We start from the raw sequence: 15,543 nt of genomic DNA on the forward strand, positions 1-15,543 counted from the left end.
ATAAATTTTAAAAAAAAGAGTTAAATTTGATTAATCAATATAATCAAATCTTGATTCTAAAATAATGATTAATGCAAAACCAATTAATGCAATAATCAAACATTGTAATAATCCAGCAAAGTTTAAACCAATTGAATTTGCAATTTCTACACCGGGAACTCTTAGAGATCCAATCATTACTCCAATAAGAGAAGCCATTGTTATTTCTTTATAGTTTTTAAGTAAATAATTTAAGATTTTTGAAAATCCAAGAATACCTATTAAAGCACCAACTACAAAAACAATAATATCAACTATATTAAAATTATGAAGTGTATTTAACATGTATTCATATTGTCCAAGAAGCAATAATAAGAATGAACCTGAAATACCAGGTAAAATCATTGCACAAATAGCTATCATCCCAGATATAAACAATACAAACAATGAATGATTAGCAGCTATTGGGTTTAAACTTACAAATATAAAAGTTAGAATACCTCCAATTAAAGCAAATAATATATGTTTAAAGTTAATATTATCTAGTTTTTTAAATAAAATTACTGCAGAAGCTATAATTAATCCTAAAAAGAATGAATAAGTACTTGCAGTATAATAATCCATACAATAAGTAACTAAATTTGCAAAAGTTAAAAATGCTACACCTATACCCAAAATTAATGGAATAAAGAATTTAAAATCAATCTCTTGCGAAATACCCTTTATAAATCCATCAATATTTCCTTTAAACAATGGTTTTAAAAAAGCAAATTTAATATTACTAATTGCTTCTACTAAATAATCATAAATTCCAGTGATTAATGCAATAGTCCCTCCAGAGATTCCTGGAACAATATCTGCCGAACCCATTAATATTCCACGAATAAATATTAAAAATGTTTCTTTTAAATTAAAATTCAAACTATCACCTAAAAAGTTAATTATTATAATATTGATTAAGTTAATTTAAATAAGTTATTGAAAAAAAGAAATAATAAATAAAATAAAAAAAAGGAGAATGAAATTGAATTAACTAAACAGCATCAGAACCCCGCTCACCAGTCCTAATTCTGATTACTTCTTCAACATCAGAAACAAATATTTTTCCATCTCCAACATCACCAGTTCTAGCACTTTCAAGAATAATATCAATAATCTTATCTAGATCTTCTTCATTAACAATTAACTCAATTCTTGTTTTCGGAATTAAATCAATACAATAACTTGAACCCCTATAAGATTCTTTAATACCCACTTGCCTGCCTCTTCCTTTTACAGTAGAAACATTCATTCCTTCACAACCAGCAGTTAAAAGTGCCACTTTAACATTTTCAAACATTTCTTCACGTATTACTGCAATAATTCTTTTCATAATATCCCACAATTAAATTCTATATCCTGATTCTTCATGCAATGCAGAATCAAGACCTCTTATTTCATCTTTATCTTCTACTCTTAATCCCATTACAATATCTAATACTTTTCCTATAATATAACTTACGGTAAATGAATATACTATAGTTGCGACAACTGCAACTAACTGGATAAATAGCTGTTCAGGATTTCCATAAAACAAACCAGCAACTCCATTTATTGCAGGTGATGCAAATAAACCAGTTGCAATTAGTCCCCAGACACCAGAAAGACCATGAACACCGAATACATCTAATGCATCATCATAACCAAATCTATTTTTAATATTATAAACAGCAAAATATGAAATCAAAGCTGCTCCTGCACCAATAATCATTGATCCTGCAAATGAAACATAACCTGCTGCTGGAGTAATTGCAACAAGTCCTGCAACTGCACCAGTGATTGCACCTAAAACTGTTGGTTTTCCATCGTTGAATACATCTAAAATCAACCATACAATCATTGCAACAGCTGCAGCAGTATTTGAAACAAGAATTGCTGAACCTGCTAGTCCATTAGCTGCAAAAGCAGATCCTCCGTTGAATCCCATCCATCCAAACCATAAGAATCCAGCACCTAAAACTGAATATCCTAAATTATGTGGAAGCAATGATGTGTCTTTCCTTTTTCCAAGTATTAAAGCAAGAGCAAGAGCTGAAAAACCAGAATTAACTTCTACTGCGACTCCTCCTGCAAAATCAATTGCTCCCATATTCATCAACCATCCACCACCCCAAATCCAGTGGCAAATTGGAATATAGACAAAAGTTGCCCATAATATAATAAATATAACCCATGCTTTTGTTTTCATTCTTCCAACAATTGCTCCTGAAACAACTGCTGCTGTTAATCCTGCAAATGTTAATTGAAATCCAGCATATACTAATGTTGGAATATCTCCTGTTAGGGCATCTACACCAATTCCTTCCATAAATAAAGTTTTTGGAATTCCAATTAAACCATTGAGACTTAAATCAGCAAATGCAAATTGATAACCATACATTATCCAAAGAACACTAACAATAGCAAATGCTATTAAAGATAAGAACATAGAGTTTAATACGTTCTTTCTTTTTGATAAACCTCCATAAAAAAATGCAATACCTGGAACACTCATTAATAATACCATAATTGTTGCAATGAGCATCCATGATGTATTTCCTGTACTTAAAACCATAATAATCACTAAATAAATAAACTAAATATATTGTCGGAAATATATTGTCGGAATATATCTTCCATATGAATATTTTATAAAAAAAAGTATATAAATGTTTAGTAAATTCAAAAAATAAAAAAAGAAGAATTAGTTATTTACCAATATCTTCAACTAATTCTTTTGCATAGGGAGTAATGTTTTCATCAAGCATTTTTTCTAAAAACTCACCAGTGTAAGTTCCAGATTTAGCAATTTCTTCAGGTGTTCCAGTGGCAATTACTTGACCTCCACCATCACCACCTTCCGGACCTAAATCAATAATATAATCTGCAGTCTTAATAACATCCAAATTATGTTCAATAACAACGACTGAATTACCAGCATCAGTTAACCTTGCTAAAACTTCTAATAATCTCTTAATATCTGCAAAATGAAGACCAGTAGTAGGTTCATCCAAAATATATAAAGTTTTACCAGTACTAGTTCTGGATAACTCCTTAGCTAATTTAATCCTTTGAGCTTCACCACCAGACAATGTTGTTGCAGGTTGACCAATCTTCATATAACCTAATCCAACATCATATAAAGTCTGGAGTTTCTTAGTGATTTTAGGAATATTTTCAAAGAACTCTAATGCCTCTTCAACAGTCATTTCTAAGACTTCATAAATATTCTTACCTTTGTATCTAATATCTAAAGTCTCTTCATTGTATCTTTTACCACCACATACTTCACATGGCACATATACATCTGCTAAAAAGTGCATTTCAATTTGAACAATACCATCACCAGAACATGCTTCACATCTTCCACCTTTAACATTAAATGAAAATCTTCCAGGTTTATAACCTCTAGCTTTAGACTCTGAAGTATTTGCAAACAAATCACGAATATCAGTGAACACTCCAGTATAAGTAGCAGGGTTTGAACGTGGAGTTCTTCCAATAGGCTTTTGATCAATAGCAATGACTTTATCAATGTTTTCCAATCCTTCAATTGTCTTGTGAGTACCTGCAAAAGTGAATTTTTTAGTTAGTTTACCTTGAGCTCCTTTGTATAATATTTCATTAATTAAACTACTTTTACCAGATCCACTAACACCAGTTACACAAGTAAATTTACCTAATGGAATTTCTACATCAATATCCTTAAGGTTATTTTGAGTAGCACCAATTATTTTTATGAATTTACCATTTCCAGGCCTTCTCTTTTTAGGAATATCTATTTTTTTAGCTCGAGACATATATTGACCAGTTATGGAATTTGAATTATTCATAATTTCTAATGGAGTTCCCTGAGCAACAACCTTTCCACCATGCTCACCAGCACCAGGACCAATATCCACAACATAATCTGCTGATAAAATAGTTTCTTCATCGTGTTCTACTACAACAAGAGTATTTCCTAAATTTTTAAGCCTTTTAAGAGCTTCAATAAGTTTTACATTATCTCTTTGATGAAGACCAATACTTGGTTCATCCAAAATATATAATACACCTACAAGACCAGAACCAATTTGAGTAGCTAATCTAATCCTTTGAGCTTCCCCACCAGATAAAGTACCTGAAGACCTTGACATTGATAAATAATCAAGCCCAACTTCAACTAAAAAGCTTAAACGTTCTTTGATTTCTTTTAAAACTTCTTTTGCAATAAAATTTTCCCTATCAGTTAATTCTAAATGCTGGAAGAATTGATAAGAATCTTTTATTGACATATCACAAACATCAATAATTGATTTTCCACCAACAGTAACAGCTAAAACTTCTGGTCTAAGTCTTTTACCACCACAAACATGACATTTTCTATCAGACATGAATTTTGAAAGGTATTTTCTTGAATAGTTAGATTTAGTCTCTACATATAACCTTTCCATTCTTGGAATAACACCTTCAAATTTACGATTAACCATATAAGACTTATTTCTTCTTTTAAAATTAAATGGAATTTTATCATTACAACCATAAAGAATATTATTTTGATATTCTTCATCTAATTCATTAAATGGAACATCCATACTAAAATTAAAATAATTAGAAACAGCTTCAAGCATTTGATAATAATAATTTTCTTTTGTTGAAGATTTTGACCAAGGTGCAATAGCTCCTTCATTTAAGGTTAATGTCTTATCTGGAACAATTAAGTCAGGATCAATTTCCATTTTAGAACCAATCCCATTACATTCAGGACAAGCACCTTGAGGTGCATTAAATGAAAACATCCTTGGAGTTAACTCTTCGAAATTTATTCCACAATCAACACAAGCAAAATGCTCTGAATATTTCTTTTCATAATCTTCATCTTCACCAGAGAATAATACAGTAATTAAACCTTCAGAGAATTCAGATGCTGTTTCAAGAGAATCAACTAATCTTCTTTTAAAGTCAACATCTTTTCTTGTTTTAAGTCTATCTACAACAACATCAATACTATGTCTGTATGTTTTTGCAAGATCAATATTTTCTTCTAATTCTCTTATTTCACCATCAACACGGACTCTTACAAAACCTTTATTTCTTAAATCCTCAAAAACATCTTTGTGTTGGCCTTTTTTATCCCTTACAATAGGAGCTAATATTTGGATTTTGAGTCCTTCCCCTTCTTCAATAACTGCATCACCAATTTGTCCAAGTGTTTGTTGTGAGATTTCTTTTCCACAATTAGGACAATGAGGAATTCCAACTCTCGCAAATAATAATCTTAAATAATCATAAATTTCAGTAATAGTACCTACAGTTGATCTTGGATTTTCCCTTGTAGTCTTTTGATCAATTGAAATAGCTGGAGACAATCCTTCAATTGACTCCATTTCAGGTTTTTTCATTTGACCTAAAAATTGCCTTGCATAAGCAGATAAAGATTCAACATATCTACGCTGCCCTTCAGCATAGATTGTGTCAAATGCCAATGAAGACTTACCAGACCCACTTAAACCTGTAATTACAATGAATTCATCACGAGGGATACAAATATCAATATCTTGTAAATTATGTTCACGTGCACCCCTTATGACAATTTGTTTTTTAGAATCATCAGTCATAATAAACCTCTTTTATATTACTTTATTCAAAACTCTTTTAAAAAAATATTGCAAGAGCAAATGAAATCTAATAATCATTCGTACAATATAAAACAAATATTTGATTTTAAAAATATATAAATCTTTTTCCAATATATAAAAATAATATACTAAAATATGAATAAATAGCTATATAAATCATGATAATTTATACAACATTATTTATCCATATCCTTTAAAGCATAAAGCTTATTTCTTAAATCAGCAGCTCTTTCAAAGTCAAGTCTTGCCGCTGCATCTTTCATATCTTTTTCTATATCTTTAATAAGTAGACGAAGCTCATCTTTAGGCATTTTTTCAATTTTGGTTCCAACACTATATTTTTCATCTTCCTCAGCTAATTTTTCTTTTAATGTTCTTTGGGTTGATGTTGGAGTAATTCCATGAACTTCATTGAATTTCATTTGTAATTTACGTCTTTTGAGTGTTGTATCATATGCATTTTTAACAGAATCAGTCATTTCATCAGCATACATTAAAACACGACCATTAACATTTCTTGCAGCCCGACCAATAGTCTGAATCAATGAAGTTTCATTTCTTAAAAATCCTTCTTTATCTGCATCTAAAATAGCTACAAGAGATACTTCAGGCAAGTCTAAACCTTCACGTAATAGATTTACACCAACTAAAACATCAAATTTACCACGTCTTAAATCATCTACAATTTCAATTCGCTCTAATGTATCGATTTCAGAATGCATATATCTTACTTTAACACCAATACGAGCATAATAATCAGTTAAATCTTCTGCCATTCGTTTAGTTAAAGTTGTAACTAACACCCTTTCATCCTTCTTAGCAGTTTCCCTAACTTCTTTAAGCAAATCTTCAACTTGACCTGAAACAGGTCTGATTATGACTTCCGGGTCAACAAGCCCTGTTGGTCGTATAATTTGCTCAACAACATTCCTTGATTTTGCAAGTTCATATGCAGACGGTGTTGCAGATACATAAATTACTTGATTAACAGATGATTCAAATTCATCAAATCTTAAAGGGCGATTTTCTTTAGCAGATGGTAATCTAAAACCATAATCAACTAAAGTTTCTTTACGTGCACGGTCTCCATTATACATTCCTCTAATTTGAGGTACAGTAACATGGGACTCATCAATGATTGTTAAAAAATCATCTGGGAAATATTTTAAAAGAGAATAGGGTTTATCTCCCCAATTACGTCCAGATAAATGCATAGAATAATTTTCAATTCCTGCACAATATCCCATTTCTTTTAGCATTTCTATATCAAAACGAGTCCTTTGCTCTAATCTTTGAGCTTCTAGCAGTTTACCAACTGCATTTAATTCAGATAATCTTTCATCAAGTTCATTTGAGATTCTTGAAAGTGCATCCTCCATTTTATCTTGGCCAACTACAAAGTGCTTTGCTGGAAAAATCATGTATCTTTTAAGTGATTCCTGTTTTTTACCTGTAACTCTATCAATGATACTGATTGCATCTATTTCATCACCAAATAATTCTATTCTTATTGGAGGTGTTCCATGAACTGGATTAATTTCAATGACATCACCTCTAACTCTAAATTGACCACGAGCAAATTCAATGTCATTACGTTCATATTGCATAAAAACTAAACGGGCTAAAATTTCTGATCTATCATAAATGTCCCCTACAGATATTCCAAAAGCAAATTCACCATAATCTTCAGGTGAACCAATACCATAAATACAACTTACACTACTAACTACGATAACATCATCTCTTGATAATAATGATTGAGTTGCAGAATGCCTCATTATATCAATATCTTCATTAATAGATGCTTCTTTATCAATAAATGTATCTGTTCTAGGTACATATGCTTCAGGTTGATAATAATCATAATAACTAACAAAATATTCAACTGCATTATCAGGGAAAAATTCCTTAAATTCTTCATATAATTGTGCAGCTAAAGTTTTGTTATGAGAAATAACAAGAGTAGGTTTTTGGACCTTTTCAATTACATTTGCCATTGTAAAGGTCTTACCTGAACCAGTTACACCTAAAAGTGTTTGATTCTTTACTCCATTCTTAATACCCTCAGCTAAAGAGTTAATGGCTTTTGGTTGATCACCTAATGGTTTATAAGGTGAATTTAATTTGAATTCTTTCATAATACCTACTTATTGATGGATACATTGAAACTGACATGCATATAACTTGGAGCACAACAAGGAACTACTTTTTCATCCCTTATTGTAACTTTCCCATAACTTTTAATCTCTTTTTCTAAATCCTTTTTGATTTTTCCCACATTATCAAAATTATAAACTCTAAGAGATCCTAAAAATACAGTTTTAGCAGCCATATTCATTACTGAAATAGCATCTACCATTTCTTGTTCATCATATTTAGCTAAAATTTCATTAGATTTATCGACTAATTCCTTTTTTATTGCTTCTTTATCCATTTTATTACTCTCTCAATGCATTAGCTATACTTCTAGCTACAGATACACGGGAAGTATCAGAAGATAATGAATTAGTTCCAATAATTTTACCTGCTCCTGCAGCATATATTCTAGTTGCACCATTATTGGTTAAAATTGGGTGAACACAACATACATCAACAGAGGACGCACCATATTGTTTTAAAATATTAATTGCATTAACAATAGTTCCTCCAGTAGCAATAATATCATCAACAATGATTGCATGCATGCCTTTTACAGAGTCAATATTAACAGTATTCTCACTTTCACTATCACATCTTACATCCACAATTTTAGTTTCAACTTTATCCGGACCTAAACGTACTTTTGTTAAGTAAGTGCAATCACATCCAATAATTTCAGAAATTTCTTGTGCAAATCCATATGCACCTTTATCAGGAGCAATAATTAATGGTTTGAGATCTTCTTTTTTAAAGAATTTTTTATCTAAGTATTCTGCAATATCTGACATTGCAGAAATATTTCTTGCAGGAATATCAAAAAAGTCTAATACACATGCTTCATGAATATTGAATGTTATAAATTCATCAGCACCTGCTGTTTGAATTAACTCACAAACAATTTTAGCAGAAATTGTTTCTCCAGGATTAAAACGTTTTTCTTGTCTTGCATATCCCATATATGGAACTACAACTCTTACTTTTTTAGCACCTAAATCTTTAAGATTAGATATAATAAATAATAATTCCATTAAATTTTCATCTTGAGGATATCCAGTAGACTGAATAACAGTTACTATCTCATCTTTAACTTGAGCATTAATTCTTAAATACCTTTCTCCATCTGGAAACTTCTTAGTTTCAACATAACATAATTCTTCTCCAAGTTCATGTGCTACACTAGCAGCTAAATCTTGTGAAGATGAACCACCTATAATCATAATATCACCAAAATTTTATATAAATATAATTTATGTTCTTTGTAATTAAAAAGGTTAATTATTAATATTTAAAAATATCATAAAAGTTAATCATGAGAAAATTAAATGTTGCTCTTATAGCATTGGTATTAATAGTTGTTATATTTTTAGCATCAACTATTGTAAGCCCAGTTCTAATAGTTGCTGAAGATGCATCTGAAGATAATGGTATTGATATGGCTGCTACCTTTAGTTTATCTGGTTTTGAGTGGATTTATCCGGGTAATTCCGTTAATGCACAAGGTCAAACATTACATAATGTTTATGCAGATTATCCTAATGATCCATACGGTGCTGCCCGTGACATAATGAGCTATACTTATCATTTTACCCCACATATCATAGTTAGTATAAATAATGATGCTGCTACCGCTATTTTTGGAGAAGACATCATTGATAATATTCGTGTAAATGATGGATATAATGGATATGCAAGTAATGATCAAGTTTCAGGAAGTATGAGCAGAGGCAATGCTGTTGGAACTGCAATGGCTCAAAATGGAATGAACATATTTGAAATTCCTATACAATTTTTAAGTGGGAATATTGGTGTCCACTTTGTCTAATTTCCCCTTTTTTCTTTTTTTAATGCATCATTATATAAAATGAAAGTGCAACACCTAAAAGTGAAATAATCATCATGACTAAACCATGTTTTCTAAGTGTAGGGTGTCTTGATTGCACTAAGAAAAATGGCATAAAAAATCCAAAAAAGGTAAATGTTGCAAATACTGTATTTTTTGAAATCAAACCAATGAAAACACCACTCCATGATAAAAATATAGTGGCAATATAAGCTGCAATCAATGCTTTTTTATTAACTTTAAGATCTTGTGCTCTATAAACATTAAATTGAGTAGGTTTTAAACCTTCAACTAACGGAGTACCGCATTTAGCACAGAAATCATAATCATCTTGGTTTTCGAAATTGCAATTTTTACATAATCTTGTCATCAATTAAGATTAATACTTCATTATATATAATTATTTTTTAAGTATCATAACTATTTCACTAAATTCGATTCCTAAATAATCAACATTTGTTAAATTATCAAAATATTTAAAATTTAACTTTTCTAAAACTCTCTTTGATTGTGTATTTTCACATCTATAAGTTGCATAAATTTGATTTACATTTAAATCATCAAATGCTCTTTTAATTAAAACTTTAGATGCTTCAACAACATACTCTCTTCCCCAGTACTCTTCACCAATCCAATATCCAAGTTCTGCAGAGTTATCCCCCCAATAATGATTACAGTCAGGATGAAACAATAATCCAACACAACCAATTGGAATATCATCTAAAACAATAGCATAAGTTTCTTTTTTCGAAAATACAGTTTTAATAATATTTAAACTATCTTCAACACTTTCATGTGGTGGCCAGCCAGCAATTGGACCAATATTTGGATTTTTAGCAAGATTATATAAATATTCTGCATCTTCAACCTTCCACGGTCTTAAAATAAGATTTGTAGTTTTGAAAATCATTAATTGGATTATGTTTTCAATAATATAAAAATTTTAAATACAAACACAAGTTAATACATAACTATGAAAGTCAAAGACGGAATTATTGGTTTAGTAGTAGGTGATGCATTAGGAGTCCCTGTTGAATTTTACAGCCGTGAAAACCTCAAAAATCACCCTGTAACTGGAATGAGAAGTTATGGAACATACAATAAACCAGCAGGAACTTGGTCTGATGATACTTCATTAACAATAGCTACAATGGCAAGTATTATAAACAAAAAATGTATTGATTATACCGATATCATTGAAGAGTTTATTGAATGGCAAAAAAATAATAAATATTGTCAAGAAGAAACATTTGATATAGGTACTACAACCTATGAGGCATTAACTAGCTATACACCTGGATCAACTCCATTTTGTGGAAGGACAGATTATAGAAACAATGGAAATGGTTCCTTAATGAGAATATTACCTTTGGCTTTTATCAACAACATTGATTACAAAACTATTGAAAAAGTTTCATCTTTGACCCATGGACACAAAATATCAAGAATCGCTTGTGTATTATATATTGAAATAGCTAAATCAATGATTAATAACTCCAATTTAAGCATTAAAGAACATGTTAAAACTGCTAGTGCTAAAATTATGGAATATTATAAAAATTCAGAAGAACTTATTCATTTTAAAAGAATCTTTGATGATGATTATTCAAAAGGCATTTCTAGCACAGGTTTTGTTATTTATACATTTGAAGCTGTTATTTATTGTCTTGAAAATACCGATAATTATAAAGATGCAGTATTAAAAGCAATCAATCTAGGTGAAGATACTGATACTGTAGCTGCTATTTGTGGTGGACTTGCTGGTATTTATTATGGTTTTGATGAAATCCCTATAGATTGGATTAATCAAATTCGCCAAATTGAAACCATATTTGATTTATGTGAAAAATACGAGGTAGTATGTGATGAATATTTATGAAACTATTAAAAATATTAGAGCAACTTGTGATAATTATATAGACCCAGACTTATTATCATTCATAATTGATGATGATAACTATATGGGAGCAAATAATATCCTTGAAATTAATGGATATAATATAAAAGATAATGATACTTATGAAGAAAGACTTATAAAAATTCATAAAAGTGAAAATATATTCTTACCATGTGGAATGATTACTTTCATACCAATTTTAAATGAATGCGATATTTTCTCTACAACAGACTATAACTTAAAGCTCACACAAGAAGAATTCGATGAATATAGTGAAAATGAAGAGAAATTATTCGGAATTTTAATAAAAAAAGATTCAACCGATTATAAAATTGGAAAAACTGATGTGTGCAATTGCAGTGTTAGTGCATCATTTAATGAATTTAAAAAAATAGATGGGAAATTTTATAAAAAGATTGAGGAAATAATAAATAATAAAATTATCTATTAACAAAATTAATTTTAATCATTTCCCACATATTTTGTTCTTCACCGCACCCAGACATCATGACATTTTTATAATTAGAATTCATAGCCAATTCAGATAACTTATCAATTCTTTTATCCAATTCATCATAACCTATTGGATAAAAATCCACTGATTCAAATTCTTCTTTGATTATATCATAATATTCTTTAGCTTTTTCAATTGAATGCCTTCCAGGAAGAACAATAATATGTTCAGGATTCATATTTTTAATGACCTTAAAATGGTCTTTAAATATTTCCTCTTCACCAACATCAGGAGTTGTATAAATAAACTCTAGTGGACCATCCAAATAACTTTTCATGAATAATGCATTAATTTTAAGAGCATCACCATTATCTCCTTGACCTAACCCAATATTTTTATCTCCAAATTTTACAACTTCAAATCTTCCAGGCGGAATAAAAGACATATCTAAGTTATCAAAGACCTCATGAATTGTTTTTTCGATGTTTTCAATTTTAGGAGTATATGATGCATAAGCTGTAATTGAAGCTAATGTATTGTAAATATTATGAAAACCAAATACAGGAACATTTAATTCTAAATTTAATCCAACATTTTTTGATACTGAATAATTGTATACTTCCCCTTCAATGACCAATTTCCAAAATTCACTATCAAATTTAGCATCAACAAGCTTAACATTAGGTTCTGGACGTTTAAAACCACATTTACAGGTATAAATTCCCCTATGATTCAAAAAATACTGTGAATAATCTAATATTTCACCACAATAAGGACAAGTAGCAGGATTTTCATCAAAGTCTTTAATGTCTGCAATATTAATTCCATAAAAATTAACAGGAATTTCTTTTTGTTTTTCACAACCTATCCATGCAGTTCTTGGATCATCAGAGTTTGAAACTAAAACACCATCTTTCATATCTTGAGATAATAATTTTTTAGCATTTAAATAATCAGGAAATGGATTTTTGACACCAGCTACTTGAGCATGTTCTTGAGAAATTGTTGTATAAACAACACCAATTGGATTTAATAATTTTTGAACAGTTGCTGGAATCCCAAATTTAATATTGCGAATACCATATTCAAAAATACCTAAATCTCCATCATCTTTTAATAAAGAAGTTACAATTGAATTTAAAGTATTATTTTCATAACAGTATCTAATTGGAAAAATATCCTTAAGCATTAATTTAATTAAAAGAGTAGTTGTAGTAGTTTTTCCATTTGTACCAGTAACTAAAATACTACCTATCCCTAAATCATTAGTTAAATTAACTATAGAATCTTGTCCAGCAATACTGGAGAATATATAACCGGGATAACTCATTCCTCCAGTAGGACCTTTATCAAGTAAAATGCATAATGTTTTTCCAATACACTTTGCAAAATTAAATTTGAAATTTTTAAACATATATTATAATGTATATTACATCTATATAATACTATGTAATCCACATAATTAATATGGTTTAATAACAAGTAAAAAAAAAAGAGAAAAAAATAAATCCAACTTAATTTGTAGTTGGATTATTTAAAGTTGTTTGTGGTACTTTATCTGCTACTTTTGAACCTAAATCTTTCATTTTTGCAATTAATTTATCTTTTGAAGATCCATTAATTAAAATATTTTCTAAAACATCACTTAAAGTTTCAGTTGGGATGATTTCAATCATATCCTCATATTTTTTCTCAATCATAACATCATTTAAGTTAGATTTAGGAATTAAAACTTTTTTCATTCCAGCTTCTGCAGCTGCTTCAATTTTAGCAGTTGCTCCACCAATAGGCATTACATCACCACGTACATTAAGAGAACCAGTTAAAGCAACAGTTTGATCAATTGGAATCTCCTCAATAGCAGAAATAACAGCTGTTGCAATACTTACACTAGCAGAATCTCCTTCAACACCATCATAAGTTTGGATAAATTGAACGTGAATATCATAATCTGAAATGTCTTTGTTCGTGTATTTTTTAATTAATGCACTCACATTTTGAACAGATTCACTAGCAATTTCTCCTAATTTACCAGTAGCAATGATTTGACCACCAGTTTTAGATTGAGTTGGAGCTGCTTCTGCTGCAATTGGTGATACAATTCCACTTCTATCTCCAATTACTGCAAGACCATTAATAAGACCAACTCTTCCACCTTTAGCAGAAACCATACTGTAATCTTTTCTTTGTAAAATAGATCTATCAGCTATTTGTTGTTCTAATGTTCTTGCATATTTTTTAGCTTCAAATACATGTTCAGCAGTTACAAGATCTGCTCCTTTTTCAATAGCTACATCACCTGCAGATCTTACAAGTCCTCCAAGGTCTCTTAATTTTAAAGTTAATGCATTTTGTTTTCCAGATCTTCTTTTTGCTTCCATGATTATTTCATCTAATGCATCAGTTGAAAAGTGAGGAATTCTTCCATCATTTTTAACTTCTTGAGCTACGAATTGGACTAATTTTTCCCTATTTTCAGTAGTATCATCCATATAATCTTTCATGAATACTTCATAACCATATCCTCTGATTCTAGATCTCATTGCAATGTGCATTCCTTCTAAAACTTGGAGGTTACCAGATGCTACAAGTACAAAATCACATGGTACTGCTTGTGATCTTACCATTGCACCACTTGAATTTTCACTTTGACCTGTAATTGAATATTGTTTTTCTTGCATTGCAGATAATAACTCTTGTTGAGTTTTCATAGACATTGTACCAATTTCATCAATGTATAAAACTCCACGATTAGCTTTGTGAATCATACCTGCTTCTACACGTTCGTGTGCAGGAGTTCCTAATCCTCCAGATTGATATGGGTCATGACGTACATCTCCTAAAAGAGCACCTGCATGAGCACCAGTTGCATCCATAAATGGTGCAAATCTTGAATCTTCATTGTTAACCAATAATTTTGGAGACATAGTATTATTTTTTGGTTTAATTTGAATTGAAATTAATAAAATTAAAGCAGCTGCAATAATAGATTCAAGTAATCTTCCATACATAAATCCGATTACTAAAATACCTCCGATTGCAAACATTGTAATTATTGTTTTCTTTTCTTCGTGATTTTTAGCAGAACCTTTAGTGGCTTTTACAATTTTTTTACCCTCACCTGCTGGTACTGCCCTTATTAATGGATGATTATTATCTTCCATATTAGGATATACAAGAATATCTTTTAGAGTTTCATGAGGTAATATTTGAGCCATCCCTTTAGCAAGCATAGATTTACCTACACCAGGATCTCCAATAAGTAAAACATTCCTCCTTTGTTTTGCTGCTTTTTTAATTGTCTCAATAGACTCTTCATGTCCTATAACTTGATCAATTAATAAAGGTGGAACTTCAATATCTTTTGAACTTTTAATATTATCATAATTTAGCATGGGTTTAGTTTCATTATCATCTGACTCTTCAATTACTATTTCTTTTGAAGTATCATCAATTATTTCTTGTTCTTCAAATTTCATAACATAAACCTCCTTTATTTATCTTTTATCATTAAAAAGTTAAGTTGAATATAGTACTTAAATATTATTTAAATTAACAATATATAAAAAGATTTCTATTTTAGTAAATAAAAGTTATT

At 29.9% G+C, this 15,543-nt stretch carries 14 protein-coding genes; 3 read left to right on the forward strand and 11 right to left on the reverse strand.

What is annotated here, in order from left to right:
- Positions 1-30: 30 nt before the first annotated feature.
- From ACI389_RS07145 to ACI389_RS07175, 7 genes are all read right to left on the reverse strand, one after another.
- The gene (locus ACI389_RS07145; protein WP_439780920.1) at positions 31-849 is read right to left on the reverse strand and encodes a DUF368 domain-containing protein; all 819 of its coding nucleotides are present in this window, start codon (positions 847-849) and stop codon (positions 31-33) included.
- A 163-nt stretch (positions 850-1,012) separates the two neighbouring features.
- Positions 1,013-1,351 carry a P-II family nitrogen regulator gene (locus ACI389_RS07150; RefSeq protein ID WP_439780849.1) on the reverse strand — a complete coding sequence of 113 codons (339 nt, stop codon included), beginning with the start codon at positions 1,349-1,351 and terminating at the stop codon, positions 1,013-1,015.
- A gap of 12 nt (positions 1,352-1,363) precedes the next feature.
- Positions 1,364-2,572, reverse strand: a complete 1,209-nt coding sequence (locus tag ACI389_RS07155; protein WP_439780850.1) for an ammonium transporter — start codon at positions 2,570-2,572, stop codon at positions 1,364-1,366.
- A gap of 133 nt (positions 2,573-2,705) precedes the next feature.
- Complete coding sequence (gene uvrA, locus ACI389_RS07160) at positions 2,706-5,594, reverse strand: excinuclease ABC subunit UvrA (protein ID WP_439780851.1); 2,889 nt, start codon at positions 5,592-5,594, stop codon at positions 2,706-2,708.
- A gap of 197 nt (positions 5,595-5,791) precedes the next feature.
- Positions 5,792-7,753, reverse strand: coding sequence for an excinuclease ABC subunit UvrB (gene uvrB / locus ACI389_RS07165; protein WP_439780852.1), 1,962 nt, complete (start codon positions 7,751-7,753; stop codon positions 5,792-5,794).
- 5 nt (positions 7,754-7,758) lie between these two features.
- Positions 7,759-8,049, reverse strand: a complete 291-nt coding sequence (locus ACI389_RS07170; RefSeq protein WP_439780853.1) for a hypothetical protein — start codon at positions 8,047-8,049, stop codon at positions 7,759-7,761.
- Between the two features lie 4 nt (positions 8,050-8,053).
- Positions 8,054-8,971 (reverse strand): ribose-phosphate diphosphokinase, encoded by a 918-nt coding sequence (locus ACI389_RS07175; RefSeq protein WP_439780854.1) that lies wholly within the window; start codon positions 8,969-8,971, stop codon positions 8,054-8,056.
- A 92-nt stretch (positions 8,972-9,063) separates the two neighbouring features.
- Here ACI389_RS07175 and ACI389_RS07180 point away from each other — a divergent pair, with 92 nt between their 5' ends.
- A complete protein-coding gene (locus tag ACI389_RS07180) occupies positions 9,064-9,576 on the forward strand; it encodes a hypothetical protein (RefSeq protein ID WP_439780855.1) in 513 nt (170 codons plus the stop codon).
- 19 nt (positions 9,577-9,595) lie between these two features.
- Here ACI389_RS07180 and ACI389_RS07185 read toward each other — a convergent pair whose 3' ends face one another.
- Complete coding sequence (locus ACI389_RS07185) at positions 9,596-9,964, reverse strand: zinc ribbon domain-containing protein (RefSeq protein WP_439780856.1); 369 nt, start codon at positions 9,962-9,964, stop codon at positions 9,596-9,598.
- 30 nt (positions 9,965-9,994) lie between these two features.
- A complete protein-coding gene (locus ACI389_RS07190; protein ID WP_439780857.1) occupies positions 9,995-10,504 on the reverse strand; it encodes a GNAT family N-acetyltransferase in 510 nt (169 codons plus the stop codon).
- 63 nt (positions 10,505-10,567) lie between these two features.
- Between ACI389_RS07190 and ACI389_RS07195 the strand changes: the two genes are divergently transcribed.
- Both ACI389_RS07195 and ACI389_RS07200 read left to right on the forward strand, forming a co-directional pair.
- Complete coding sequence (locus ACI389_RS07195; protein WP_439780858.1) at positions 10,568-11,473, forward strand: ADP-ribosylglycohydrolase family protein; 906 nt, start codon at positions 10,568-10,570, stop codon at positions 11,471-11,473.
- Entirely contained in the window at positions 11,460-11,942 is a 483-nt protein-coding gene (locus ACI389_RS07200; protein ID WP_439780859.1) for a hypothetical protein, read from the forward strand. The genes ACI389_RS07195 and ACI389_RS07200 overlap by 14 nt, the downstream gene beginning before the upstream one ends.
- Here the strand turns inward: ACI389_RS07200 and ACI389_RS07205 are convergent.
- Together ACI389_RS07205 and lonB are read right to left on the reverse strand one after the other, a co-directional pair.
- Complete coding sequence (locus tag ACI389_RS07205; RefSeq protein WP_439780860.1) at positions 11,932-13,359, reverse strand: Mur ligase family protein; 1,428 nt, start codon at positions 13,357-13,359, stop codon at positions 11,932-11,934. The two genes, ACI389_RS07200 and ACI389_RS07205, sit on opposite strands and share 11 nt — an antisense overlap.
- A gap of 100 nt (positions 13,360-13,459) precedes the next feature.
- Positions 13,460-15,400, reverse strand: a complete 1,941-nt coding sequence (lonB, locus tag ACI389_RS07210; RefSeq protein WP_439780921.1) for an ATP-dependent protease LonB — start codon at positions 15,398-15,400, stop codon at positions 13,460-13,462.
- Positions 15,401-15,543 lie beyond the last annotated feature (143 nt).

The organism is Methanobrevibacter sp. (genome assembly GCF_051877095.1).
Lineage (GTDB): Archaea > Methanobacteriota > Methanobacteria > Methanobacteriales > Methanobacteriaceae > Methanocatella.